At 74.2% G+C, this 23,557-nt stretch carries 25 protein-coding genes; 4 read left to right on the top strand and 21 right to left on the bottom strand.

The features are described from left to right. Positions 1 to 115: 115 nt before the first annotated feature. The 7 genes from AC1C2W_RS07585 to clsA all read right to left on the bottom strand — a co-directional run bounded on the left by AC1C2W_RS07585 (position 116) and on the right by clsA (position 5,259). Positions 116 to 646 carry a bifunctional nuclease family protein gene (locus AC1C2W_RS07585; RefSeq protein WP_495389502.1) on the bottom strand — a complete coding sequence of 177 codons (531 nt, stop codon included), beginning with the start codon at positions 644 to 646 and terminating at the stop codon, positions 116 to 118. An 84-nt stretch (positions 647 to 730) separates the two neighbouring features. Next, entirely contained in the window at positions 731 to 1,480 is a 750-nt protein-coding gene (ftsR, locus tag AC1C2W_RS07580; protein WP_495389332.1) for a transcriptional regulator FtsR, read from the bottom strand. Then, a complete protein-coding gene (locus AC1C2W_RS07575) occupies positions 1,477 to 1,953 on the bottom strand; it encodes an FHA domain-containing protein (protein ID WP_495389333.1) in 477 nt (158 codons plus the stop codon). Before AC1C2W_RS07575 ends, ftsR begins: the two co-directional genes overlap by 4 nt. 181 nt (positions 1,954 to 2,134) lie before the next feature. Further along, on the bottom strand, positions 2,135 to 3,373 hold the full coding sequence (locus AC1C2W_RS07570) for a DUF881 domain-containing protein (protein WP_495412774.1): 1,239 nt from the start codon (positions 3,371 to 3,373) through the stop codon (positions 2,135 to 2,137). Positions 3,374 to 3,380: 7 nt separating this feature from the next. Further along, on the bottom strand, positions 3,381 to 3,713 hold the full coding sequence (locus AC1C2W_RS07565; protein ID WP_495389335.1) for a small basic family protein: 333 nt from the start codon (positions 3,711 to 3,713) through the stop codon (positions 3,381 to 3,383). Continuing rightward, entirely contained in the window at positions 3,710 to 4,648 is a 939-nt protein-coding gene (locus AC1C2W_RS07560) for a DUF881 domain-containing protein (RefSeq protein ID WP_495412773.1), read from the bottom strand. Before AC1C2W_RS07560 ends, AC1C2W_RS07565 begins: the two co-directional genes overlap by 4 nt. Further along, the gene (clsA, locus tag AC1C2W_RS07555) at positions 4,645 to 5,259 is read right to left on the bottom strand and encodes a cardiolipin synthase ClsA (protein ID WP_495389337.1); all 615 of its coding nucleotides are present in this window, start codon (positions 5,257 to 5,259) and stop codon (positions 4,645 to 4,647) included. Before clsA ends, AC1C2W_RS07560 begins: the two co-directional genes overlap by 4 nt. A 219-nt stretch (positions 5,260 to 5,478) precedes the next feature. Between clsA and AC1C2W_RS07550 the strand changes: the two genes are divergently transcribed. Continuing rightward, a complete protein-coding gene (locus AC1C2W_RS07550; protein WP_495412772.1) occupies positions 5,479 to 7,419 on the top strand; it encodes a DEAD/DEAH box helicase in 1,941 nt (646 codons plus the stop codon). A 67-nt stretch (positions 7,420 to 7,486) separates the two neighbouring features. Here AC1C2W_RS07550 and AC1C2W_RS07545 read toward each other — a convergent pair whose 3' ends face one another. The 4 genes from AC1C2W_RS07545 to rpe form a co-directional block, all read right to left on the bottom strand. Next, a complete protein-coding gene (locus AC1C2W_RS07545) occupies positions 7,487 to 7,960 on the bottom strand; it encodes a PH domain-containing protein (protein ID WP_495389339.1) in 474 nt (157 codons plus the stop codon). 69 nt (positions 7,961 to 8,029) lie between these two features. Continuing rightward, complete coding sequence (gene hisG / locus AC1C2W_RS07540; protein WP_495389340.1) at positions 8,030 to 8,878, bottom strand: ATP phosphoribosyltransferase; 849 nt, start codon at positions 8,876 to 8,878, stop codon at positions 8,030 to 8,032. Between the two features lie 104 nt (positions 8,879 to 8,982). Continuing rightward, positions 8,983 to 9,246 carry a phosphoribosyl-ATP diphosphatase gene (locus AC1C2W_RS07535; protein ID WP_495389341.1) on the bottom strand — a complete coding sequence of 88 codons (264 nt, stop codon included), beginning with the start codon at positions 9,244 to 9,246 and terminating at the stop codon, positions 8,983 to 8,985. 169 nt (positions 9,247 to 9,415) lie between these two features. Further along, a complete protein-coding gene (gene rpe / locus AC1C2W_RS07530; RefSeq protein ID WP_495389342.1) occupies positions 9,416 to 10,078 on the bottom strand; it encodes a ribulose-phosphate 3-epimerase in 663 nt (220 codons plus the stop codon). A 39-nt stretch (positions 10,079 to 10,117) separates the two neighbouring features. Between rpe and AC1C2W_RS07525 the strand changes: the two genes are divergently transcribed. Further along, positions 10,118 to 10,669: a GNAT family N-acetyltransferase gene (locus AC1C2W_RS07525; RefSeq protein WP_495412771.1), complete on the top strand. Its 552-nt coding sequence runs from the start codon at positions 10,118 to 10,120 to the stop codon at positions 10,667 to 10,669. A 7-nt stretch (positions 10,670 to 10,676) separates the two neighbouring features. Here AC1C2W_RS07525 and AC1C2W_RS07520 read toward each other — a convergent pair whose 3' ends face one another. Both AC1C2W_RS07520 and fmt read right to left on the bottom strand, forming a co-directional pair. Beyond that, positions 10,677 to 12,221, bottom strand: a complete 1,545-nt coding sequence (locus AC1C2W_RS07520; protein WP_495412770.1) for an RsmB/NOP family class I SAM-dependent RNA methyltransferase — start codon at positions 12,219 to 12,221, stop codon at positions 10,677 to 10,679. Then, positions 12,218 to 13,192 (bottom strand): methionyl-tRNA formyltransferase, encoded by a 975-nt coding sequence (gene fmt / locus AC1C2W_RS07515; protein ID WP_495412769.1) that lies wholly within the window; start codon positions 13,190 to 13,192, stop codon positions 12,218 to 12,220. The genes AC1C2W_RS07520 and fmt overlap by 4 nt, the downstream gene beginning before the upstream one ends. A gap of 65 nt (positions 13,193 to 13,257) precedes the next feature. Between fmt and AC1C2W_RS07510 the strand changes: the two genes are divergently transcribed. Together AC1C2W_RS07510 and AC1C2W_RS07505 are read left to right on the top strand one after the other, a co-directional pair. Next, a complete protein-coding gene (locus AC1C2W_RS07510; protein ID WP_495389346.1) occupies positions 13,258 to 13,872 on the top strand; it encodes a GNAT family N-acetyltransferase in 615 nt (204 codons plus the stop codon). 58 nt (positions 13,873 to 13,930) lie between these two features. Beyond that, positions 13,931 to 14,440: a GNAT family N-acetyltransferase gene (locus tag AC1C2W_RS07505; RefSeq protein WP_495389347.1), complete on the top strand. Its 510-nt coding sequence runs from the start codon at positions 13,931 to 13,933 to the stop codon at positions 14,438 to 14,440. A gap of 750 nt (positions 14,441 to 15,190) precedes the next feature. On the opposite strand, the gene AC1C2W_RS07500 is transcribed toward AC1C2W_RS07505, so the two are convergent. From AC1C2W_RS07500 to mihF, 8 genes are all read right to left on the bottom strand, one after another. Beyond that, positions 15,191 to 16,405: a glycoside hydrolase family 64 protein gene (locus tag AC1C2W_RS07500; protein WP_495412768.1), complete on the bottom strand. Its 1,215-nt coding sequence runs from the start codon at positions 16,403 to 16,405 to the stop codon at positions 15,191 to 15,193. A 167-nt stretch (positions 16,406 to 16,572) separates the two neighbouring features. Beyond that, entirely contained in the window at positions 16,573 to 17,205 is a 633-nt protein-coding gene (locus AC1C2W_RS07495; RefSeq protein ID WP_495412767.1) for an HAD family hydrolase, read from the bottom strand. Further along, on the bottom strand, positions 17,206 to 19,455 hold the full coding sequence (locus AC1C2W_RS07490) for a primosomal protein N' (protein WP_495389350.1): 2,250 nt from the start codon (positions 19,453 to 19,455) through the stop codon (positions 17,206 to 17,208). A 71-nt stretch (positions 19,456 to 19,526) separates the two neighbouring features. Continuing rightward, complete coding sequence (gene metK / locus AC1C2W_RS07485; protein ID WP_495412766.1) at positions 19,527 to 20,744, bottom strand: methionine adenosyltransferase; 1,218 nt, start codon at positions 20,742 to 20,744, stop codon at positions 19,527 to 19,529. Positions 20,745 to 20,819: 75 nt separating this feature from the next. Further along, positions 20,820 to 22,091: a bifunctional phosphopantothenoylcysteine decarboxylase/phosphopantothenate--cysteine ligase CoaBC gene (gene coaBC, locus AC1C2W_RS07480; RefSeq protein WP_495389352.1), complete on the bottom strand. Its 1,272-nt coding sequence runs from the start codon at positions 22,089 to 22,091 to the stop codon at positions 20,820 to 20,822. Between the two features lie 87 nt (positions 22,092 to 22,178). Then, on the bottom strand, positions 22,179 to 22,496 hold the full coding sequence (rpoZ, locus tag AC1C2W_RS07475) for a DNA-directed RNA polymerase subunit omega (RefSeq protein WP_495389353.1): 318 nt from the start codon (positions 22,494 to 22,496) through the stop codon (positions 22,179 to 22,181). A 61-nt stretch (positions 22,497 to 22,557) separates the two neighbouring features. Next, the gene (gene gmk / locus AC1C2W_RS07470; RefSeq protein WP_495389354.1) at positions 22,558 to 23,130 is read right to left on the bottom strand and encodes a guanylate kinase; all 573 of its coding nucleotides are present in this window, start codon (positions 23,128 to 23,130) and stop codon (positions 22,558 to 22,560) included. A 94-nt stretch (positions 23,131 to 23,224) separates the two neighbouring features. Then, on the bottom strand, positions 23,225 to 23,536 hold the full coding sequence (mihF, locus tag AC1C2W_RS07465; RefSeq protein WP_495389355.1) for an integration host factor, actinobacterial type: 312 nt from the start codon (positions 23,534 to 23,536) through the stop codon (positions 23,225 to 23,227). Positions 23,537 to 23,557 lie beyond the last annotated feature (21 nt).

Below are 23,557 nucleotides of genomic sequence, written 5' to 3'. Positions count from 1 at the left end.
CAACTGTCGACCTTGACTTGAAGGTTCTCCGCACACGGTCACCGAGTCGGACCTCGACCTGAGGTCGAGGGTTGTCGTCGGCGTGGCGCGGACGCGGGAGCGACGCCCCCGGGAGTCAAGGGGGTGCATCGTCCGGCCGCCCCCCGTTCGGCGGCGTCCCGGGCTCGTGCGGACCGCCAGGCGCGGTGAAGTCGTTGGCGGTGACGTGGTCGAGGAAGTCCCGGAACCGTTCGACCTCCTGCTGCTGCTCGACGTCGACGACCTCCACGCCGGCGACGGCCACCACCTCCGCCGAGCACAGCACAGGGCTGTCGGTCCGGACGGCCAGGGCGATCGCGTCGGACGCCCTCGAGTCGAGCCGTGTGCCGTTGGACAGGATCAGCTCGGCGAAGAACACCCCACCGTCCAGAGCGACGATCTCGACCTGCTCGAGCTCCACCCCGACGGCGCGCAGCAGGTCGCGCAGCAGGTCGTGCGTCATCGGGCGCGGGGTCACCAGGCCGGCCTGAGCCATCGCGATGGCCGACGCCTCCCGTGCCCCGATCACGATCGGGACGGCGAGGTTGGCGGCGGCATCGAGAAGCAGCACGACGATCTCTTGATCGTGCTGCTGCTGGCGCACACCGAGGACCTCGACCGGGACCATCGGTGCGTCGCTCGCCTCGTTGGGGTCCACCGATCCACGGTACGACGGTGGTGCTCCGCACGTCGCCCGGGAGGCCGGCCGATCTCAGACCAGGTCGCCGGAGCCCTGTCGGACCCAGGTCGTGTGCAGCCGGGCGAGCAGCTCGCCGACCTCCACGGCCAGCTCGGCGCCCTGTGCGCGCGCCGAAGGAGTCTGCTGGCTGCGGTACGGCGCCACGAGCTGGTCCACGAGCCCGACGTGCCGATCGGCCGACGCCCGCAACGACCGCAGGTGCCGCGGCTCGATGCCGTGCTCGGCGAGGCGCGCCGCGATGCGCACGACGTCGGGTGCCCCGGCGTCCAGCTGGTTCCCCGCCCGAGCCTGCAGCACGCCCGACGACACGAGCTGCCGCACGAACTCCACCGTGGTGTCCGTCGCCTCGGCGACCGTCTCTGCGGTCCAACGACGCCGCGCGACCTCCGGGGCAGCTCCCTCCTCGGCGAGGCGGGGCACCGGGCCGGGCGCGGGCTCCCCCGCGTCCATCTCGGCGAGGCGCTCCTTGATGACCTTCAGCGGCAGGTATGAGTCCCGCTGCTCCGTCAGGACGAAGCGGAGCCGCTCGACGTCCGCCGGGCTGTACTGGCGGTAACCGGACGGGGTGCGCACCGGGTCGATGAGCCCCTGGTCCTCGAGGAAGCGCAGCTTGGAGTGCGACACCGACGGGAACTGCGGGCCGAGCTGTGCCAGGACGTCGGAGATCCGCATCGTCGCCCTGCGGGAGATCCCCTGCGGCCAGGGCTCGGGCGCCTGCTGGCCCGCCGGCTCCTCGCCGTGCGCGGCCTGCGCCGCCGTCACGAAGCGGGCGCCTGCGGGTCCCGCGGCGCCTGCGGGCTGGCGTGGAACGACATGCGGAACTTGCCGATCTGGACCTCGTCGCCCGTGGCCAACGGGACCGAGTCGATGCGCTCGCGGTTGACGTACGTCCCGTTGAGGGAGCCGATGTCCCGCACCACGAACCGGTCGCCCTCGCGCGCGAACTCGACGTGCTTGCGCGACACCGTCACGTCGTCGAGGAAGATGTCCGCGTGCTCGCTGCGACCGGCCACGGCACGGTCGGAGTCGAGGAGGAACCGCTCGCCCACCGCTCCCGACCCGTACTGCACCACGAGGAGCGCCGAGTGACGCGGGAGCGCCGCCACGGCGGCCGCTTCCTCCGCCGTCAGCGGGATCCGGAACGACTGCTCCTCCGCGGGCGCGCCCACGCGCCCCAGGTGCGCGGTGGTGTCCACACCCGCCTGGTGCGGCGGAAGAGCGCGGGGGTCCGTCATCAGTCCTCCTGTGAGGTCGGGCCGGGTGAGTCGAGCGACGCTGTCACCGACGCGGACCCGATGTTCGGTGCCCACGGATGGCCGGCAGTGCGTCCGACGTGCGCCGTGGTCCGACAAACCTACCCCGTGCATGGCAGGACCGGGAAGCCCGGTCACGGCACGGCGGGCATGCCCGGACACGTCATTCCTGCGACCGTTCCGGCTTCGCGTACTCCGGCTCCTGCGGATCGGTCACCGCGGTGATGGTCACCTCGTCGCGCCGCTCCGTCGTCGCGTCCGCCCCCGCCGTCCGCACGGTGGCGAGCGCGCCGCCGGGGATCTCCAGGGCGCGGTCCACCGTCTCCGGGTCGCCGATCACCGTCCACTCGTACGGGGACTCCAGCGGCGTCCCGTCCACGACGATGCCCGAGTCCTCGTCCCGGAACCAGGTGGACGTCACGAGGCGAACCTCGTTGACCTGGACGACCTCCGCCCCGGCGTTGCGCAGCTCCTCGAGCACGTTGAACAGCTGCGACGCCTTGAGCCCGCCGGACGCGTCCTCGATGGTGACGACCACACCGGGCCCCTGCGCCGGGAGCCGTCCCGAGAGGATGCCCTCGGACTCCGCCCGCTGCTGCGCCAGCTCGAGCGCCGACTGCGCCTGGCCCGAGCCGGACAGCAGCTCGTCGCGGGTGGACTCCAGGCCCGCCACCTCGTCGCCGAGCTGCTCCGCGCGGTCCGTCACCTCGTCCAGCAGCCGTACCAGGTCCTCCTGGCGCGCCGAGGAGAGCTGGTCCGACGCGGACTGCTGCACCTGCACCACGAGCGCGAAGCCCAGCGCGGCGCACAGCACCCCTGCCAGCACCTGCGAGCGGGTCATCCGGGGCCGCAGCGCCGCCCCCAGGCGTCGCCATCCGCTCGGCGCGTCGGCGGGCAGCGGCTCCGGGTCTGCGGGACCGGCAGGGGCGGCCGCCCGGTCGTCTGGGACCTCCTCAGGGGCGGCAACCTTTTCGGGGGCGGGCACCTCCCCCGTCTCGGCGAGCTCCTCCGCGTCGGTGGTGGTCTCGGTACTGGTGGTCTCCGTGCCGGGGACCTCGTCGAGATCAGCCGTGGTCTCCGTGGCCTCGTCGGCGCGCTCGTCACCGCAGACGCCGTCCGGCAGGTCGGCGGGCGCCTCCTGGGCGGGGGCTTCAGGCTCTTCGGTGTCGGTGTCCGCTGCCGGGGCGTCCTCGTCGTCGGGGGCGTCCGACTCGGGCTCCTCCCCCGGGTCCTCGTCGTCGGGCGTGACGTCGTCAGGCTTGGCGTCGGGGGCGGGATCTTCGTCGTCCGCCTCGGCATCCAGCCCGACGTCGACGTCGGGCTCCGCGTGGCCGGTGTCGTCAGGGACGTCCCGACCGTCGTCGTCCGACGCACCCGGACCGGCTCCCGGCTGTGTGCTCATCGGGTGCTCACGCCTTGAAGAGGTGCCGGCGGATCGCGGCCGCGTTGGAGAAGATGCGGATGCCCAGCACCACGACCACGGCCGTCGACAGCTGCGCGCCCACGCCCAGCTGGTCGCCGAGGAAGACGATGAATGCCGCGACCACCACGTTCGACAGGAACGACACCAGGAACACCTTGTCGTCGAACAACCCGTCGAGCCTGGCGCGCAGGCCGCCGAACAACGCGTCCAGTGCGGCGACCACCGCGATCGGCAGGTAGGGCTGCAGCGCCACCGGCACCGTCGGCTGCAGCACCAGGCCTACTATCACGCCGATCACGAGCCCGATCGCAGCGATCATGAGCGTTCCTCCTCGTTGTCCGACGACGAAGTGTCCGGCGATGGGGAGCCCTGCTGCGGGGAGTCCTGGGACCCCGTACCGGACGGTGCTGCGTACCTCAAGGTCTGGTTCCCCACGCCCGGGAGCGAGAGGTCGCTCTGCGGGACCAGGCTCGACTGGATCCCGTAGCGCGACCCCAGCAGCTGCAGGTAGGCAGGAGCGCCGGACCGAGCGTACGCGGTCTGCATGTCGTCGCTGTCACCGATCGCACGGATCACGTACGAGGGCCCGGGCAGGGGCACCAGGTCGACCAGGATCGCGTCGCCGGCGTTGCGGATCGCGGAGAGCGACGTGAGGCGCTGGTCGTCGACCGAGATCGCCTCCGCACCCGACGCCCACAGGGCGTTGACCACCGTCTGCACGTCGGCGTCGCGCACGCGCGCGCTCGGGTCGGGGTCGGACTCCGACTGCGCGCCGTCCCCGTCCGACAGGGTCACGACGATCCCCGGGCCCGTCACCGCGGACGATCCGCTGAGCAGACCGTCCAGCTGCAGGGTCTGCAGCAGCTCCGGGTCCTCGCTCGCCAGCGCGGCGTGCTGCAGGGACTCGACCTGCGCGCTGAGGTCCACCGACTCGCGCTGCAACGACTCGACCGTCCCGCGGCGGTCCACGATCTGGTTCTCCAGCACCTCCCGCGCCGCCGCGACCTCCGACTGCGGGGCGCGGAGCTGACGTGCCGCGGACACCGTCAGCAGGCCGAGCGCGACGGCGAGCAGCACCAGGAGCACCACGCCCGTCGTGCCGCGACGGGACGGCACCCCGGCCTGCTCGGCCGCCGCACGCCGCTCCGCGGCCTCGGCGTACCCGGGGTCGAGCGGCTTCTCCATCACCTCGACCAGCAGCGTCATGGACGCGTCCGGCCGCCGCCCGCCCGGCGGTCGCTCCGGCGCCGTCATGCCTGACCCTCCTGAGAGTCGTCCGCCGCCCTGTCGGCGCTCGCGGCCCCCACGAGGGCGCGCGTCTGGCGGACGTACTGGACGCCCGCGACCCAGTAGAGCCCCACGCCCCACCAGGTGAACGCCCACCCCACGACGTGCGCGACCGCCCCGATCCCGCCCGGCACCATCGCGAGGAGGAGCAGCGGGAACGCGTACAGCAGGGCGAACGTGCCGGCCTTGCCCACGAACGTCACGGGCAGGGTGCCGTACCGGTGCCGAGCGAGCACCGGCATCAGGCTCACCAGCATGAGGTCCCGCGCCACGATCACCACGAGGAGCCAGAGCGGGACGATCTCGCGCCAGGCCAGGCAGATCAGGGTGACGAAGATGAAGAGCCGGTCCGCCGCCGGGTCGAGCATCTGCCCGAGGCGGGTCACCTGGCGCAGGCGGCGCGCCAGCACGCCGTCGAGCCAGTCCGTGAAACCGGAGAACGCCAGCACGGCCAGGGCCCACACGTCCTCGCCCACCACGATCAGCACCGCGAAGACCGGCACCAGGGCCAGGCGCAGCAGACTCACCAGGTTCGGGATCGTGAAGACCCGGCTGCTGATCTCCTGGCCCTCGTGCACGCGCACATCTTACGCAGTGGCCGAACTCACCGGCTCCGGGCCACGCGGCCCGCGCCCCACCCCGTAGGATGGGAAAACCTTCGGAGTTCGTCGTGCCTCCCGCGTTTTCGTGCGACCCCGGTCAGAGAGCCGGGGCAGGTGTGTGTCCGGGACCGAGCGACCGCCTCGCCCTCGTCGGCGACGCAGGACTCCTCCCCCACCGACGAAACGGTTATTGCCTTGAGCAACCCTGACTCCACCCTGCCCATCGAGCAGCCCACCGAGCAGCCCACCGAGGCGCCTGCCCCGACCGGGCCCACGTTCAGCGACCTCGCCCTGCCGCCCGCGCTGCAGGCCGCCGTCGACGACCTCGGCTTCACCACGCCGTCGCCGATCCAGTCCCGCGCCATCCCCGAGCTGCTCGCCGGCCGCGACATCACCGGCGTCGCCCAGACGGGTACCGGCAAGACCGCGGCCTTCGGGATCCCCCTGCTCGCCGCGCTCGACCCGAACTCCTCCGTCGCCGGCGGGCACATCCAGGCCCTCGTGCTCGCCCCCACCCGCGAGCTCGCGATGCAGGTGGCCGAGGCCGTCGAGTCCTTCGCCACCCACCTCCCCGGGGTGCGGGTCACCTCCGTGTACGGCGGCTCCCCCTACCAGCCGCAGCAGCGCGCCCTCCGCGAGGGCGTGCACGTGGTCGTCGGCACCCCCGGCCGCATCATGGACCACCTCGAGCGTGGCTCGATGTCCCTCGACGGCGTCCGCTTCCTCGTGCTCGACGAGGCCGACGAGATGCTGCGCATGGGCTTCGCCGAGGACGTCGAGACGATCTTCGGCCAGGCACCCGCCAAGCGCCAGGTCGCGCTGTTCTCCGCGACCATGCCGCCCGCGATCCGCTCCGTCGCCGAGAAGCACCTGACGAACCCCGTCGCGATCGCCGTCTCTCGCCAGTCCTCCACCGTGTCGACCGTCGAGCAGACCTTCGCCGTCGTGCCGTTCCGGCACAAGATCGGCTCCCTCGTCCGGGTCCTCGCGACCTCCGAGGCCGACGCGACCATCGTCTTCACCCGCACCCGCAAGGACGCCGAGGAGGTGGGCGCCGCCCTGGTGGAGCGCGGCACCTCGGCAGCCACCATCTCCGGCGACGTCGCCCAGAAGGAGCGCGAGAAGATCGTGGAGCGCCTCCGCTCCGGCGCCCTCGACGTCCTCGTCGCCACCGACGTCGCCGCCCGCGGGCTCGACGTCGAGCGCGTCGGCCTCGTCGTCAACTACGACATCCCCCGCGAGGCCGAGGCCTACGTGCACCGCGTCGGCCGCACCGGCCGCGCCGGCCGCACCGGCCGCGCGCTCTCTTTCGTCACCCCGCACGAGCGCGGCAAGCTCAAGCACATCGAGCGCACCATCCGGGCCACCCTCACCGAGGTGGAGATCCCCTCGCCGCGCGACGTCTCCGAGCACCGGGCGCGCCGCCTCCTCGACGCCGTTGCCGCCCGCATCGAGGGCGGCCGCCTCGACCTGTACAGCGGGCTCCTGCGCGAGCACGCCAAGTCCCAGGTCGCGGACACCGACACGGACACCGACACGGACACGGACGGGGACGCCGAGACGACCCCCGCCCCGGCGACCGACCCTGCGATCGGCCAGAACGACGTCCTCCAGGTCGCGGCCGCCCTCCTGGCGCTCGCGGTCGGGGACGACGGCCCCCAGCAGCGCGCCGCGCAGGAGGAGCACGAGCGTGAGCGCGCCGAGGCGAAGGGTGGCCGCACCCGCGAGACCCACCGGGCCGAGCGCACGGAGCGGGACGGCGACCGGACCGGGCGTCACCCCCGGTCCGACCGCGACGACCGTGGCCGCGGCATCCGCCGTCCGGCCGCCGGCACGCGCTACCGGATCTCCGTCGGGCACACGCACGGCGCCCAGCCGCGCGGCATCGTCGGGGCGCTCACGAACGAGGGCGGCCTGTCCGGCGGTGACATCGGCAAGATCGACATCTTCGGCAACTTCTCGCTGGTCGACATCACCCGTCCGCTCGACGACGCGACCATGAACCGGATCGGTCGCGCGCACGTCGCGGGCAAGCCGCTGCGGATCTCGCTGGACCAGGGCGCTCCCGAGCGTCATGCCCCGCGCACCGAGCGGCCCCGCACGGACCGCGACCGTCGGCCGGCCCACTCGATCTGATCGACACGCCTGACACACGACGCCCCGCGGCCATCCGGCCGTGGGGCGTCGTCGTGTGCGGGTCGGGTCAGGAGCCCGCCGGGTCGGGCGTCTCCCCGAAGCTGGTCACCAGGGCGCGCAGGCGTCGCGCCTCGGCCATCCCTCGCTCGCCGTCGGCCCGCTGGATCCCCATCACGGCCAGCGTGCCGCCGTCGGCCAGGTCCAGGCGGACCCATGGGTCGTTCGGCCCGAGCCGCACCTCGACGATCTCGGGCCACGCCAGGCGCCGCGAGTAGATGAGGTTGCGCACCCGCAGACCCTCGCGGGTCGGGACGGCGTGCACGCCGCCGAGGCGCCACAGCAGCCACGTCACGGCCAGTGCGAAGACGACGAACGACGCCTTGTTGACCGCGGGCGCACCGAGAGGTCCGCTCGCGGCCAGGCCCACGACGACGCTGCCGACGGCGGTGAAGACCCACACGACCCAGGCCGACACCCTGCCCCACAGCGGCCGGAACGTCCGGAACCGCGCCGCGTCGTGCGGCGCGTCGGTGGGGGTCATGCGCACCACGCTGCCACCGTCAGCACCCGTACGACACCGCAGCAGCACCCGCCGCGGTGCCCCCAGGTGTCACAGCCGGCTGGCGTGGATCGACGTCACGATGATCCCGCGCGCCCCGACCTCGTAGAGCGCGTCCATCACCCGGTTGGTCTCGGCCCGCTTCACCATCGACCGCACCGCCGCCGACTCGCCGTTGTGCAGCGGCGACACCGTGGGCGACTCGAAGCCGGGCGTGACCGCCACGGCGGCGTCGACCAGCTCGATCGGCACGTCGTAGTCCATGAGCACGTACTCGTGGGCGGTGATCACGCCCTGCAGGCGGCGGGTCAGCACCTCGAGACCCGCCGGCTCGGCGACCTCGGTACGGCGGATCAGCACCGCCTCGGAGCGCAGGATCGGCTCGCCGAAGACCTCGAGGCCGGCGGCGCGCAGCGTGGTGCCGGTCTCCACGACGTCGGCGATGAGGTCTGCCACCCCGAGGCGCACCGAGCTCTCCACCGCGCCGTCGAGGTGCACGACCGCCGCGGGCTCGATCCCCCGCTCCTCGAGGTACGAGCGCACCAGCGTGGTGTACGACGACGCCACCCGCTGTCCCGCGATCTGCTCCACCTCGGTCATCGCCCCGGCGGGGGCGGCGAAGCGGAACGTCGAGCCGGCGAACCCGAGCGGCAGCTGCTCGACGGCGTCCGCGCCGGAGTCGAGCAGGAGATCACGCCCCGTGATGCCGACGTCGACGGTGCCGGAGCCCACGTACACCGCGACGTCACGAGGGCGGAGGAAGAAGAACTCCACGTCGTTGTCGGGGTCGGCGAGCACGAGCTCGCGGGAGTCGCGGCGCTGGCGGTAGCCGGCCTCCCGCAGCATGTCGGAGGCCGGGACGGACAAGGAGCCCTTGTTGGGGACGGCGATGCGGAGCACAGCAGGTACCTCGTTCTGATCAGGTCGGGACGCGACGGACGGCAGGGCGCGCGCGGAAGGCCGCGGGACCGCACCAGGTGGTGCGGTTCCCCGGGGCCGGGCGCTCACAGATGCGTGTACACGTCCTCGAGCGTCAGCCCCTTGGCCAGCATGAGCACCTGCAGGTGGTAGAGCAGCTGCGAGATCTCCTCCGCCGCGGCCTCGTGCGTCTCGTGCTCGGCAGCCATCCACACCTCGGCCGCCTCCTCCACGATCTTCTTGCCGATCGCATGCACGCCGGCGTCCAGCTCGGCGACCGTCCCCGACCCTGCGGGACGGGTCGCGGCCTTCTCGGACAGCTCGGCGAACAGGGACTCGAAGGTCTTCACCCGCTCAGCCTAGAGGCCGGACCCCGGCCCCTGGGCTGGGTTGCGGTTTCCGGGACGGTGAGTCGGTGCTTTCTCTACGCTTGGCACACTATTTTCTCCTGGAGAGTCCGATGGGGCGATCGAGTCGATCGACTCCGTGGGGTGTCCGACGCCGCCTTCCGGCAGCGCGTCAGTGCGCGTGCCGCCCGGCGAGAGAGCGCAGGGTCGCGATCTCCTCAGCCACGTCCTCCGCCCCGTACACGGCGGAGCCCGCGACGAAGACGTTCGCCCCGGCGTCCGCGGCCCGCTCGATCGTCGAGCGCGACACTCCCCCGTCGACCTGGATCCACACGTCCAGGCCGGACTCCCCGACCGCCTGGCGCGCGCGGCGGATCTTCGGGAGCGTGCCCTCGATGAAGGGCTGCCCGCCGAAGCCCGGCTCCACCGTCATCACGAGGATCATGTCGATCTCGGCCAGCAGGTCGAGGAACGGCTCCACGGGCGTGGCCGGGCGCAGTGCCACACCGGCACGGGCGCCGAGCCGGCGCAGCTCCCGGGCGAGCCGTACCGGCGCCGCGGCCGCCTCCGCGTGGAACGTCACCGACGCCGCGCCCGCCTCCGCGTACGCGGGCGCCCACCGGTCCGGGTCGTCGATCATGAGGTGCGCGTCGAGCGGCACGGGAGAGATCTGCGCGAGCCGCTCGAACACGGGCAGCCCGAGGGTGAGGTTCGGCACGAAGTGGTTGTCCATGACGTCCACGTGGGCGTAGTCCGCGGTGGCGATCGCGCCCAGGTCGCGTTCGAGGTTCGCGAAGTCGGCCGACAGGATGCTTGGGTTGATCAGCGCAGGCATACGGCCCAGCCTAGGCGCGGGAGCCACTACGCTCGCCCCGTGCCACCGCTCCCCTCCCCCGCCGGGTCCGCCGACACGCCGTCCGCGGCGGCCCCCGTCGTGCGCGCCGCCACCGCCGCGGACCTGCCCGCCGTCGCGGGGATCCTCGAGCCCTACGTGACCGGCACCGCCGTCACCTTCGACGAGCTGCCACCGGACACCGTCGTCTGGCGGCAGCACCTCGCCGACCTCGACGCCCGCGGGCTGCCCTTTCTCGTCGCGGAGGTCGAGGGCGAGGTCGTCGGGTACGCCTATGCCTCGCCGTGGCGGCCCAAAGCCGCCTACCGCTACACGGTGGAGAACTCGATCTACCTCGCGCCCGCGGCGCAGGGCCGCGGCCTGGGCACCCGGCTGATGGCGGCCCTCGTCGACGCGTGCGCGCTCGCCGGCGTGCGCCAGGTGGTCGCGGTCGTCGCCGACGACCCGGCTGCGGTGGCTTCGCTCCCCCTGCACCGGCGCTTCGGCTTCGAGGTGGTCGGGGTGCTGCGCGACGTGGGCGTCAAGCACGGCCGCAGCGTGAGCACGACGCTGCTGCAGCTCACGCTCGGCTGAGGGCCGCTCAGCCGGTGCGGCGCAGCAGCGTGAGGTGCATCGCGTCCGTGCCGTGCACGTGCGGCCACAGCTGCACGTCCAGGCCCGCCGCTCCCCCGTCCGCCGCCCCGAGGTCGACGTCGGCCCCCGGCACGAGGACGTCGCGCAGCGCGCTGCGGGCGTCGATCCGCTCGGCGTCGTCCCGGCGGCGCAGGACGTCGTCGACGACGAGCCGCGTCTCCGCGAGGTGCGGCGAGCAGGTCACGTAGGCGACCACTCCCCCGGGGCGGACGGCGTCGAGCGCCGAGGCGAGCAGCTCGCGCTGCAGCACGGTCAGCGTGCCGAGGTCGGCGGGCGTGCGCCGCCAGCGCGACTCCGGCCGGCGCCGCAGGGCGCCCAGTCCGGTGCACGGCGCGTCGACGAGCACGCGGTCGAAACCGGCCGCCTCCTCGGCGCCGATCTCCCGCCCGTCGCCCGTGCGCACCTGCTCGACGACGCCCTCGGGAACCGCCCGCAGCGCCCGCTCCACCAGCCGCGTGCGGTGCGGCTGCACCTCGTTCGCGACCAGGGTCGCGCCGCGCTCGGCCGCCAGCGCCGCGAGGAGCGCGGCCTTGCCGCCCGGGCCGGCGCACAGGTCGAGCCAGCGCTCCCCCGTTGCTTTGCTCCCCGCCGCGGCGTCCCCCTCGACCGGGGCCCCGGCGAGCGCGAGGGTGACGAGCTGGGACCCCTCGTCCTGCACCCCTGCGCGGGCGTCCGCGACGGCCGGGAGGGCGGCAGGGTCGCTGCCGCCGGCGAGGACGAGCGCGGTGGGCGCCCAGCGGCCCGGCTCGAGGCGGACGTCGGCCTCCTGCGCCTCCTGCCGCAGCACGTCGGGGCCCGCGAGCCCCGGGCGGGCGACCAGGGTGACGCGGGGGGCGGCGTTGTCGGCGTCGAGCAGGTCGCCGATCTCGTCGGGGCTGCGGCCGTGGCCGGCGAGGGCCTCGCGCAGCGCCCGGGTGATCCACACCGGGTGCGAGCCCACCGTGGCGAGCGCGGTGACAGCGTCGGGAGCCTCGTGCGTCAGCCGCTCGAGCCACTCGTCGAGCGGGGTGCGGCCGACGGCGCGCAGGACGGCGTTGACCATCTGTGCGGGCCCGGCCCCGACCCGGTCCCGGGCGAGGGCGACCGTCTCCGAGACCGCCGCGTGCGGCGGCACGCGCATGCCGAGGAGCTGGTGGGCGCCCAGCCGCAGCACGTCGAGGACCTCGGCGTCGAGCTGGTCGAGCGGACGGCTGACGCACAGGGCGAGGACCGCGTCGTACCGGCCACGCAGGCGCAGGGTCCCATAGGCGAGCTCGGTGGCGAAGGCCGCGTCCCGGCCGGCGATGCGGCGCTGGCTCAGCAGGGGCGGCAGCACGAGGTTGGCGTACGCGTCGGAGCCGTCCACCTGACGCAGGACGTCGTAGGCCGCGTTGCGGGCGGGGTCGGTGCGGCGCCGGCGCTCGCCGGGCGCCTGGGCGCTGCGCTGCGCCTCGCCGCGGGACCGGGCGGCGCCGCGCTGACGGCCGCGGTCGTCACGTCGCTCGTCGTTCATCGCGCCTCCCCTCCGAGCACGATGTCGCCTGCGGCGGTGAAGAGCCCGCGGGCGCCACGGGCCCAGTCGGCCGCGGCCATGGGCTTCTTGCCCACGGGCTGCACCTGGCCGAGCGCCACGGCGTGGGTGGCGGTGCCGACGAGCACCTCCTTCTTGCCCGCCCGCACCTGGCCTGGCGGGAGGTCGGTGACCTCGGGGCGCGGGGCGACGGGGCCGAGGCCGAGCCGGGCGCCGGGAGCCGCGTCGAAGCCCGGCGTCGGCGGCAGGGCGGTCCACGCCCCGGGGGCGGGGGTCACGGCACGGATGCGGCGGTCGACGGCCAGCGCGGGGTCGTCCCAGCGGACCCGGGCGTCGTCCGTGGTGATCTTGGGGGCGACCGACACGCCGTCCGAGGGCTGCGGCTGAGGGGCGAGCGTGCCGTCCTCGAGCGCGTCGAGGGTCGCGACGAGGAGCTCGGCGCCGCTGGTGGCCAGCCGGCCCAGCAGGTCGCCGGACGTGTCGCGGGGACGGATCGTCTCGGTGGCGGTGCCGAGCACGGGACCCGTATCCATGCCCTCGTCCAGGAGGAACGTCGTCGCGCCGGTGACCGTGTCGCCGGCCAGGACGGCGCGCTGCACGGGCGCGGCCCCCCGCCAGGCGGGCAGCACGGAGAAGTGCAGGTTGATCCAACCGAGTCGGGGCACCGCGAGCACGTCGGGGCGCAGGAGGTGGCCGTAGGCGACGACGGGGGCGGCGTCGACGTCGAGGTCGCGCAGCCGGGCGAGGAACTCCTCCCCCCGGGGGCGGTCGGTGAGGACGGGGATGCCGGCCTCCTCGGCGGCGACCCGCACGGGGCTCGGCACGAGACGGCGCCCTCGGCCCGCGGGCGCGTCGGCCCGGGTGAGGACGGCGACGACCTCGTGCCGGGAGCCGAGCAGGGCGCGCAGGGAGGGGACGGCGGGTTCGGGGGTTCCGGCGAAGAGCAGACGCACCACCCGATCGTAGTCGGGCGAATAAGTGCTGTGGCCGCGAGCGCCGCGGCCCTAGCCTGCGGGGCATGCCCACCGACCAGCCGGACCCCCTGCCCGACGAACCGACGAGCCTCCCGCCCGCGGAGGTGCCGGGCATCGTCGTCCGCCGTGAGCGACCCGAGGACGTGCCGGCGGTGTTGGAGGTGGTCCGCGCGGCCTTCGGGGACGAGGGCGACACCGTGGCGCGGCTCGTGACGGCGCTGCGCGGCTCGCACGCCTGGCGCGACCTGTCCTTCGTCGCGGTGCGGGACGGCCGCGTGGTCGGACACGTGCTGCTGACCGGGTCGTGGCTGGACGCTCCCCGGCGCCTGGTGGACGTGCTGGTGCTCAGCCCCCTCGCGGTCGCGCCCCAGGAGCAGGGTGCGGGCGTCGGGTCGGCACTGCTCCGGTACGCGCTGGACGCGACGGCGGGGCGGCCCGAGCCGCTGGTCTTCCTGGAGGGTCACCCGGGCTTCTACCCACGGTTCGGGTTCGTGCCCGCGGGCGGGCTGGAGTTCCGTCCGCCCTCCGAGCGGATCCCGGCCGCCGCGTTCCAGGTGCTGGTCCGCGAGCGCCACGAGCCGTGGATGACGGGCGCCCTGGTGTACGCGGACCCGTTCTGGCAGCTGGACTGCGTGGGTCTGCGCGACCCGGACGCCTAGGGCCTGTGGCAGCGATGCGCCGGTCGGCCGGTGCGACCCGGGGGTGAACACTGTGGCCATGGTTCGCCTCCGCGAGTTCACGCTGGACGACGTCGAGGCCCACAACGCGGGCGAGGACGACGAGACGGTTCGCTGGCTCACCGAGGGAGTGGCATCGACCCCGGAAAGCACCGCCCGCTGGATCATGCGATGTCGACGCGTGCATACCGGCGCGGAACCCGGGGAGCGGGCGTACGCGGTGGAGCTCGACGGGCGCCTGGCCGGGATGGTGGCGATGAACCCGGAGCCGGTGGAGGGCTCAGGGCCTGGGGACGTCAACGTCTCCTACGCCGTCCATCCCTGGGCACGGGGCCGCGGCGTCGCGACGCAGGCCGTGCGCCGGGCAGCCGAGATCGCCGATAGGTGCGGCCTGGGGGCCACCCTCCTTGTCCGCGTCGAGCCGGGCAACGGGCCGTCGCTCGCGGTCGTGAACCGGCTGGCTGCGCGGTACGAGGGCGACCTCACCTGCACTGACGGCAGTCGGCTCGCCATCTTCCGCGCGCCGTTGCGCGACGTCGCGCGAGGATGACGCATGGAGCCACCGACGGGGAGCCACCGACGAGCAAGCGGTACGCGGCCGCATGAGGGAGGGCGTTCACGTCAGTCCGCCTGCTCGATGTCACCCATGACATCCGACCAGGCCGTGTCTCCTCATCGAGGCTCGATCAACTCGTGCACTCGTCGCGTGGCATTCATGAGCACCCGCTCTGCTGCTTCCTGTGACGGAACGGCCCCGAGGGCGATGTCGGATGCGACACGGGCACCTACCTGGCTGGTGTCCTCGACGAGCTCCCGGGTGCCCGGGGCCTAGGCCTGGACACGTCCGTGCGTGCGCTGCGTTCGACCGCTGGCGCCCACGAACGCGCCGCCGCAGTGACCTGGGCGCGCCTGGCGCATCATCAACTCCTCCCGGTCACTGATGAGCGCGACGGCGGGGGACGACACCTGAATCAGGCCGTAGGGACTGAAATCCTGGACGGTCTGCTGTGGAGGCTCATAGGCTCACGACGTGGCCGCCACTGGAGCTGCGCTCCTCACCCTCGCCATCGTGCTCTTTTCTGTGGGAGCCCACCCAGCGCTCGTCATCCTGGCGTTGTGGCTAGGCCTCCCACTCCTGGTCGTCGGCCTGGGTGATCGTCCGAGGGGATCGGGCAGGTCCGAACTCTGAAGCACGCCCTCGAAGGCTCGACCGCCACTCGCCGGTCCGGCCCTCCTGAGCCGGGCGGCCCCCGCCCGCGGTGCGCGGGCGGGGGCACGCCAGGTCCGGCTCAGGCGAGGGTCAGCCCGCGATGGGGGTAGCGGCCCCGCTGAACGGGTCGAGGGAGATGTACGCCTCCACCGGGTCGCCGTCGTGCACGAGTGACTCGTGGGCGCCGACGTCGTCGAACGCGAAGGCGTACGCGCGGCCGTCGGCCATCTGCGCGTGCACGAGCTTGGCGTACTCGTTGGTGACCGCGTCGGCGTAGAAGCCGGAGTCGTCCGCGTCGGGCTGCTCCGGGTTGGTCAGGAGCGTCGTGCGGTTGAACCCGGCGCACAGGGTCCGGGCGATCGGGCCGACGACCTGGTCGTTGGGTGCGAGCAGGTCCTTGTGGCAGCCGAAGATGCTGTCCGTGGAGGGGCGGGGGAAGGTGGCGACCACCTGGCCGGTCCCGTCGGTGAACTGCATCTCCTCCCCCACGACCCGGCCGGTGTACCGGATGCTCGGGTCCTCGGTGAACGGCGCGACGGTGAGGTCCTGGTCGCGGTACTGCTCCCAGACCCGGTCGACGTAGTCGGCCATGAGGTCCTCCGGCACGGCGCCGATCCCCAGGCCGTGGCTCGGGTTGAGCGCGCGCAGGACGCTGCCGTCGGGGGCGCGCTGGACGAGGTTGCCCCAGTCGCCCGGGGCCTGCTCGAGCCGGTCGAAGAACTCGGTGAAGCCGTCGGGGCGGAGCATGCCGGTGCTGGCCGCGCCGCCGTCGCCGCCGCGGACCCCGACCTGGTAGGGGGCGGAGAAGAAGTCGACCTGGGTGCTGTTGATCCACAGGCCGGCGTCGTTGAGGGTGTACTCCGTCCAGCTGAACAGGATGTCCCGGTTGGGGTCGGTGGGGTTCTGCACGGCCGGCTGCACGAGCCGCCCGTCGTTCACGATCTGGAACGTGAGCTTCTCGCCGTAGGAGAAGTACACCCGCCCGGAGAGCTTCGGCAGCTCGATGGTGGCGACCTCGCCCGCGGCGGGTCCGGGGATCGAGGCGTCGGGCGCGGGCTCCGGGACCTCCCCGGCGTCGGGCCACGGGTGGAACCCGCCGGTGGCGTCGGCGTACCCCATCTCACCGGTCTCCAGGTTCTCGCCGATCACGTACAGGTACACCGGACCCCGGTCGGCGTCGTTGGTGACGGTCAGGGGGATGGTGCTCGGGACGGCGGTCGCCGCGGGGCCTGTGGCCGCCACCATGCCGGTGGCGCACAGGGCTGCGGCGCACAGCGCCGCCCATGCTCGGACGTGCTTGCGCATCTGTCTGTCCTCTCGGTCGCGTCATCGAAACCGTGCGGCACGCCCCACCACCGCGCTGGGTGGGGGCGTTCCGGGGACGCTAGCCGCGTCAGGTGACACGTGCAACTAATGTGCGAGGCAACTTTTTAGATCGAGTTCCGAGGAGGAGGGCCGACGGGGTGCTACGGCTACTCCGGAGCGACCGTGAGCCCGAGCGCGCGCAGGCCCGCCCGCAGCCGGAGCGTCGAGACGAAGCGCACCGCTCGGAAACCCAGGGCGCGGGCGGCCGCGACGTTGTCCGGGTTGTCGTCGACGAAGACGGCCCGGGCGGGGTCGACGCCGTGCGTGACGGCCAGGTGGCGGAAGATCGCCGGGTCGGGCTTGGCGAGCCCCACCCGCCCGGACACGACGACCTGGTCCATGAGCGCCGTGGCCGGCGCCGCGGGCGCCGCGTGCTCGAACAGCTCCGCCGACCAGTTGGTGAGCCCGACGAGGCGCAGGCCCGCCGCCCGCAGCTCGTCGACGAGGGCGGCCGACCCGGGGACGGGCCCGGTGAGGGTGCCGCGGAAGTTCGCCACGTACGCGTCCAGCAGGGGCCGCAGGTGCGGCCGGTCCGCGAGCGCCGCGCGGGCGTCGGCCCAGCTGCGGCCGGCGTCCTGGGTGTGGTTGAAGGCCGGGAAGTCGATCTCCGCCATCCAGGCGTCCACCTCCCCGCGGGTGCGCCCGGGGAACGCGCCGTACGGGTCCCACTCGACCAGGACGTTCCCGAAGTCGTAGACGACGGTGTCGATGGGCAGGTCGACAGGCACGGCGACAGGCATCTAGAGCATCTCCCTGGGGTCGACCTGGACGCGCACGCTGCCGCCCTCGCGCCGGGCGGAGCGCACCGCCAGCGAGGCACGCAGCTGTGCGGCGAGCTCGGCGCCCCGCGCGAGGGGCACGCGCAGCACGGTCCGCACCTGCGGCTCGAGGGCCGTCGCCGCGCCGCGGCGGCCGTCGGCCCCGTCGGGCAGCTCGACCGGCCCCAGGACGGCGTCCCCGGTGGCGAGGGCGACCCGGCCCACGAGGGCGTCCACGGCGCCCCGGTCGCCGGTGACGGCCGCGACCCGCACCGCCGGCGGGAGGCCGAGCTCGCGCCGCTCCGCGAGCTCACGGTCGGCGAACCCGCCGGGGTCGTAGCGCACGAGCGCGCCCGTCGGCGCGGGGGCGGCGTCCCCCACGAGCAGCACCTGGCCGCCCGCCCGGGCGGGCAGGACGAGGGCGGCGGCGGCCAACCAGCGGTGCAGCGCCTCGGTGGCGGTGGCGAGGCCGGTGCCCGCCGTCGAGACCGCGGCGTCCAGGAGCAGGGCGGCGGCGTACCCGCCGTCCGCGACGGGCTCGGCCCCGGGGGTCGCCACGACGAGCGCGGCCTCGTGCCCGACCCGGTCGAGCACGCCCCCGGGGGCCGACGAGGCGGACACGCGCACCGGCGTGCCGGGGAACGCCCGGCCGAGCTCCTCCGCCGTCCGGTCCGACCCCACGCGCACGGCCCGCAGGTGCGTGTCGCCGCACTCCTCGCACCGCCACCCGGCGGCCAGGCGCCCGCACCAGGCGCACTGGGGTGCGGACCCCCTGCCGGTCATGCCCAGCGGGCCGTGGCACTCGGCACAGCGGGCGGCGGTGCGGCAGCGAGCGCACGCGACGACGGGCAGGTAGCCGGTGCGCGGCACCTGCACGAGCACCGGCCCCCGCGCCAGGCCGTCGCGGGCCGCCCGCCACGCGGCGGTGGGCAGGCGCGCGGCCGCGCCCGGCCCCTCGGCGGCGAGCTCGACCGAGGTGAGCGCGCGCACGCGGGGCGCGCGGGCGCGCAGGACGTCCCGCGGGGCGGCGATCTCCCGCGCCCACCCCGAGGTGAGGAGCGCCTGGGCCTGCACGGTGCGTCCCGGGGAGGCCAGCAGGTAGGCCGCGCCCTCGAGGTCGCTCCGCAGCGCGAGCACCTCGCGGGCGTGCGGGTAGGGCGCGTGCGGCTCCGCGAGGGTGTCCTCGCCGTCCCCCCACAGCACGATCAGCCCGAGGTCGGGCACCGGGGCGAACATCGCGGCGCGCGTGCCGACGACGACGGTGCCCAGCCCGTGGCGCGCGCGTAAGAACGCCCGGTACCGCGGGGCGGGCCCGTCGTCGGCGAGGAGACGCACCACGTCGTCCACGCCCGCGGTCTGGAGGGCGGCGCTCGCGCGCTCCGCGTCCCGGGCGTCCGGCACGACCACCAGCGCGCGCCGGCCCCCGGCCGCCGTGGCGCGCACCGCCTGCGCGACGGCGGCCGCCCAGTGCGGGACGGACGCCGGCTCGTCCCCGTCGGGCGGCGCCAGGCCGGGCAGGGGCGTCCACACCGCGCGCGGGGCCTGCCCGGCGAGCAGGTGGCGGCAGAACGCCTCTCCGCCCGCGTACGGCGCCCATGCCGACGGGGCGGGCTCTCTCGCCGGGGCCTCGCCGTCCTCCCCCGCAGCGGCCGGGGCGTCGGCGGCCGCCGTGGCCTCGGGAGCCTCAGGGGCCGCCGTCTCGGCGCCCGTACCGGCGTCCTTCTCCTCAGGCGTCGCCAGGGCCGCGAGGACCTCCTTCTCCACGCGCGCGTGCCGCGGCGGCACGGCCAGGCGCAGCACGTCCGCGAGGGTGCCGGCGTAACGGTCGGCCACGGCCCGCGCCAGGCGCAGCGCGGGGGCCGAAAGGACCGGGTCCGGCGAGACCACGCGGCGTAGCGGCACGAGCCGCCCCTCGTGGTCCGACGCCTCGACGCGCTCCACGACGTACCCGGCAACCTCCTGCGGCCCGAAGCGGGCCCGCACCCGCACGCCCGGCTGCGCGTCGTCGGACATGGCCTCCGGCACGAGGTAGTCGTACACGCGGTCCAGGTGCGCGGGCTGGAGGTCGAGCACCACCCGGGCGACCGGGAGCTCCTCGGCGATCGGCGCGGCGCCGAGCGCGGGGGCGCGCCGCGACGCGCGGCCCTTCGCCTTGCCGCCCCCGGAACGGGGCGCCGGGACGTCGTCGAGCCCGAGCAGCGCCGGCTGCTCGGGCTCGAGGGTGTCGTTCACGGACCTATCTCATCACGCCCCGCCCACGGCCCGAGTCCTTCCCCAGGCACCCGGGCCGGCGACGCAGGAGGTCAGACCGCCGCCCGCAGCGCATCCACGCGGTCCGTGCCCTCCCAGGTGAACCCGGGCAGGTCGCGGCCGAAGTGGCCGTACGCGGCCGTCGCGGCGTACACGGGGCGCAGCAGGTCCAGGTCGCGGATGATGGCCGCCGGTCGAAGGTCGAAGACCGCCCCGATCGCGGCCGAGATCCGCTCGGTGGGGACGGTCTCGGTGCCGAACGTCTCGACGTACAGGCCCACGGGGTGCGCCTTGCCGATCGCGTAAGCCACCTGGACCTCGCAGCGGCGCGCCAGGCCCGCCGCGACCACGTTCTTCGCGACCCACCGCATGGCGTACGCGGCGGACCGGTCGACCTTCGACGGGTCCTTGCCGGAGAACGCCCCGCCGCCGTGGCGCGCCATGCCGCCGTACGTGTCGACGATGATCTTGCGGCCCGTGAGGCCTGCGTCCCCCTGCGGGCCGCCCACCACGAACTTCCCGGTGGGGTTGACGATGAGGCGGGCGCCCGACGTCTCGATCCCGGTCTCGTCGGCGACCTGCGCCAGCACCGGCGCGATCACCTGGTCCGCGACCTCCCGCTGCAGCTTCTCCTGCACGAGGTCGGCATCGTGCTGCGTCGAGAGCACCACGGTGTCGACCCGCACCGGGCGGTCGCCGTCGTAGCCGATCGTGACCTGCGTCTTGCCGTCCGGGCGCAGGCCCGGCAGCTCGCCGCTGCGCCGCACGGAGGCGAGCCGCTCGGCGAGGCGGTGCGCCGTCCAGACGGGCACCGGCATGAGGGACGGGGTCTCGTCCGTGGCGTAGCCGAACATCAGGCCCTGGTCGCCCGCGCCCTGGGCGTCGAGGGGGTCGCGCGCGATGCCGGGCCCGGACGCGTCGTCGCGCTCCTCCACGCTCTTGTCCACGCCCTGCGCGATGTCGGGCGACTGCTGCCCGATCGACACGGACACGCCGCAGGAGTCGCCGTCGAACCCGATCGCCGAGGACGTGTAGCCGATGCGCCGCACCACCTCGCGCACGATCTGAGGGATCTCGACATACGCGTCCGTCGTGACCTCGCCCGCCACGTGCACCAGCCCGGTGGTGACCATCGTCTCCACGGCGACGCGCGAGCGCGGGTCCTGGGCGAGCAACGCATCGAGGATCGCGTCGGAGATCTGATCGCACACCTTGTCCGGGTGACCCTCGGTCACGGACTCGGACGTGAAGAGGCGCAGGGCTTCGCTCATGGCGCACAGCCTACGGCCAGGAGCGCTCAGCGCCAGGGTTGAAGGCCCGAGATCGTCTCACATCCCGGGTGAATCTCAGATGCTGGGCAGAGTCTTCGCCACGGCGTCCCAGATCGCGTCCGCGACCTCGCGCTTCGAGCCGGATGCCTCGGACACGACGTCACCCTGCCCGTCGAGGATCGTGACGGCGTTGGTCGACGCACCGAACCCCCGGCCGCCGCCCACGGCGTTCACCGCCAGGAGGTCCGCGCCCTTGCGGCGGGCCTTCTGCCGGCCGTGGTCCAGCACGGACCCGGTCGCGTCGCCGGTCTCGGCGGCGAAGCCGACGACGATCTGCCCGGCGCGCAGCCGGTCGTGGGCGAGCTCGGCAAGCACGTCGGGGTTCTCCACCAGGACGATGGGTGCGGGCCCGGTGCCCGGCACCTTCTTGATCTTGGCGTCTGGCACGTCGGTCGGCCGGAAGTCCGCCACCGCGGCCGCCATCACCACGACGTCCGCCGTGCCGGCCGCGCGGCGCACCGCGTCGCGCAGCTGGGCCGTGGTCTCGACCGGCACGACGTCGACGCCCGACCCGCGGGCCTCGGCCGACACGGCGTCGTCGAGGTTCGCCGCGACGAGGATCACGCGCGCGCCACGGGCCCGGGCCGCCTCGGCGAGCGCGGTCCCCTGCCGCCCGGTAGAGCGGTTCCCGATGAAGCGCACCGGGTCGATCGGCTCGCGGGTGCCGCCCGCCGAGACGACGACGTCGCGGCCGGCCAGGTCGCCGGTCGCGACGGAGAGTGCGGGGCCGGACGCAGGGCCGACCGCCGGGTCGGCTGCAGCGCCGTGCGCGACGTCGAGCGCCACGCGGGCGATCTCCTCCGGCTCCGGCAGGCGCCCCGCGCCGGTGTCGGCGCCCGTGAGCCGGCCGCTGGCGGGCTCGATCACGGTCACGCCGCGATCGCGCAGCGTCGCCACGTTGGCGCGCGTGGCGGGGTGCTCCCACATCTCTGTGTGCATCGCGGGAGCCATGACGACGGGGCAGCGCGCGGTGAGCAGCGTGGAGGTGAGCAGGTCGTCGGCGCGGCCGGCGGCGGCCCGCGCGAGCAGGTCCGCCGTCGCCGGCGCCACCACGACGAGGTCCGCTCCCTGCCCCAGTGCGACGTGCGGCACGTGCTCGACGTCCTCGAAGACCTCGCTCGTCACGGGCTCGCCGGAGAGCGCCTCGAACGTCGGCGCGCCGACGAAGCGCAGCGCGGACGCCGTGGGGACCACGCGGACCGCGTGCCCCGCCTCGCGCAGGAGGCGAAGCAGGAGAACGGCCTTGTACGCGGCGATGCCCCCGCTGACGCCCAGCAGGATCCTCATGGTCAGGCCACCTCGTCGTGGGATCGTCGGGCTGCGGTGCGCCGATCGGCGGGGACGCCGATCGAACGGTGCGTCAGGCGGGGACGATCAGAGGGAGAGCTCGTCGCCGGGCTCGACGACCGGCTCCGCCGAGGCGTCCGGCTTCTCCTCGACGGGCGTGGAGACGAGGAGGCCCTCGTTGATCTCGCGCATCGCGATGGAGAGGGGCTTCTCCTGGTTGCGGGTCTCGACCAGCGGGCCCACGTTCTCCAGCAGGCCCTCGTTGAGCTGGGAGTAGTAGGCGTTGATCTGGCGCGCGCGCTGGGACGCGTACAGCACGAGGCCGTACTTCGAGTCGGTGCGCTGCAGCAGCTCGTCGATGGGCGGGTCGGTGATGCCGATGGGCTGGGCCACGGTTCCGGCCATGGGTCACACTCCAAAGATTCGCGGGGGGAAGTCGGGGTTCAGCAGTCCATCCTACCCGTGGTCACCCCATGACCTGTGGCGCCGCCGACGTCACACCCATCACGCGGGCTAGCTCGTCGGTGGCGCGCGTGACGTCGTCGTTGACGATCGTCAGGTCGAACTCCGCCTCGGCCGCGAGCTCGGTGCGCGCCGTGGCGAGCCGCCGCTCCCGCTCCTCGGCGTCCTCGGTGCCCCGCCCGACGAGGCGCCGCACGAGCTCGTCGAAGCTGGGCGGGGACAGGAAGACGAACCGGGCGGCCAGGCCCGACTCGCGCACCGCGTCGCGCACCTGCCGTGCGCCCTGGAGGTCGATCTCCAGCAGCGTCGGGGTGCGGGCCGCGAGGTGCTCCTCGACAGGCCCCCGCGGGGTCCCGTACCGGTGGCGGCCGTGCACCACCGCCCACTCGAGCATCTCGCCCGTGGCGACCATCCGGTCGAACTCCTCGGGCGAGACGAACAGGTAGTGCACGCCGTTCACCTCCCCGGGGCGCGGCGGCCGCGTCGTCGCGGACACGGACAGCCACACCTGGGGGTAGCGCCCACGGATATCGGCGGATACCGTGCCCTTGCCCACGGCCGTGGGCCCGGCGAGCACAGTCAGACAGGCCTGCGGCGCCGTACCCCCGTCCGCGGTGGCAGGACCGGGAACGTCGTGCTGTGCCGGACTGCCGGCGGGCGGTGCGGAAATGTCAGCCAAACCTCTCGATGAGCGCCGAAGCCTGGTGCGGCCCGAGGCCACGGATCCGGCGTGTCTCGGCGATCCCGATCTCCTCCATGATCGCCCTGGCCTTCACCTTACCGACACCGGGGAGCGACTCCAGCAGCGAGACGACCTTGAGCTTGCCCACGACGTCGTCCTTCTTCCCTCGCTCGATCACATCCTTGAGAGAGCCCTGGGAGTACTTGAGACGGTTCTTGATCTCCGCACGCACACGTCTTGCCTCGGCAGCCTTTTCAAGGGCCGCTGCACGCTGTTCCGGGGTGAGAGGGGGGAGTGCCACGCAAGTCACCTACTCTGTCGA

The organism is Isoptericola sp. Y581 (assembly GCF_059445475.1).
This window is presented reverse-complemented; position numbering and strand designations above follow the sequence as displayed.

What these genes read in the sequence shown, in the direction of transcription:
- AC1C2W_RS07585 (WP_495389502.1), bottom strand. Translation starts at nt 646, where the DNA reads ATGGTCCCGGTCGAGGTCCTCGGTGTGCGCCAGCAGCAGCACGATCAA.
- AC1C2W_RS07575 (WP_495389333.1), bottom strand. Translation starts at nt 1,953, where the DNA reads ATGACGGACCCCCGCGCTCTTCCGCCGCACCAGGCGGGTGTGGACACC.
- AC1C2W_RS07570 (WP_495412774.1), bottom strand. Translation starts at nt 3,373, where the DNA reads ATGAGCACACAGCCGGGAGCCGGTCCGGGTGCGTCGGACGACGACGGT.
- AC1C2W_RS07565 (WP_495389335.1), bottom strand. Translation starts at nt 3,713, where the DNA reads ATGATCGCTGCGATCGGGCTCGTGATCGGCGTGATAGTAGGCCTGGTG.
- AC1C2W_RS07560 (WP_495412773.1), bottom strand. Translation starts at nt 4,648, where the DNA reads ATGACGGCGCCGGAGCGACCGCCGGGCGGGCGGCGGCCGGACGCGTCC.
- AC1C2W_RS07545 (WP_495389339.1), bottom strand. Translation starts at nt 7,960, where the DNA reads ATGACCCCCACCGACGCGCCGCACGACGCGGCGCGGTTCCGGACGTTC.
- rpe (WP_495389342.1), bottom strand. Translation starts at nt 10,078, where the DNA reads ATGCCTGCGCTGATCAACCCAAGCATCCTGTCGGCCGACTTCGCGAAC.
- AC1C2W_RS07520 (WP_495412770.1), bottom strand. Translation starts at nt 12,221, where the DNA reads ATGAACGACGAGCGACGTGACGACCGCGGCCGTCAGCGCGGCGCCGCC.
- AC1C2W_RS07510 (WP_495389346.1), top strand. Translation starts at nt 13,258, where the DNA reads ATGCCCACCGACCAGCCGGACCCCCTGCCCGACGAACCGACGAGCCTC.
- AC1C2W_RS07505 (WP_495389347.1), top strand. Translation starts at nt 13,931, where the DNA reads ATGGTTCGCCTCCGCGAGTTCACGCTGGACGACGTCGAGGCCCACAAC.
- AC1C2W_RS07500 (WP_495412768.1), bottom strand. Translation starts at nt 16,405, where the DNA reads ATGCGCAAGCACGTCCGAGCATGGGCGGCGCTGTGCGCCGCAGCCCTG.
- AC1C2W_RS07495 (WP_495412767.1), bottom strand. Translation starts at nt 17,205, where the DNA reads ATGCCTGTCGCCGTGCCTGTCGACCTGCCCATCGACACCGTCGTCTAC.
- metK (WP_495412766.1), bottom strand. Translation starts at nt 20,744, where the DNA reads ATGAGCGAAGCCCTGCGCCTCTTCACGTCCGAGTCCGTGACCGAGGGT.
- coaBC (WP_495389352.1), bottom strand. Translation starts at nt 22,091, where the DNA reads ATGAGGATCCTGCTGGGCGTCAGCGGGGGCATCGCCGCGTACAAGGCC.
- rpoZ (WP_495389353.1), bottom strand. Translation starts at nt 22,496, where the DNA reads ATGGCCGGAACCGTGGCCCAGCCCATCGGCATCACCGACCCGCCCATC.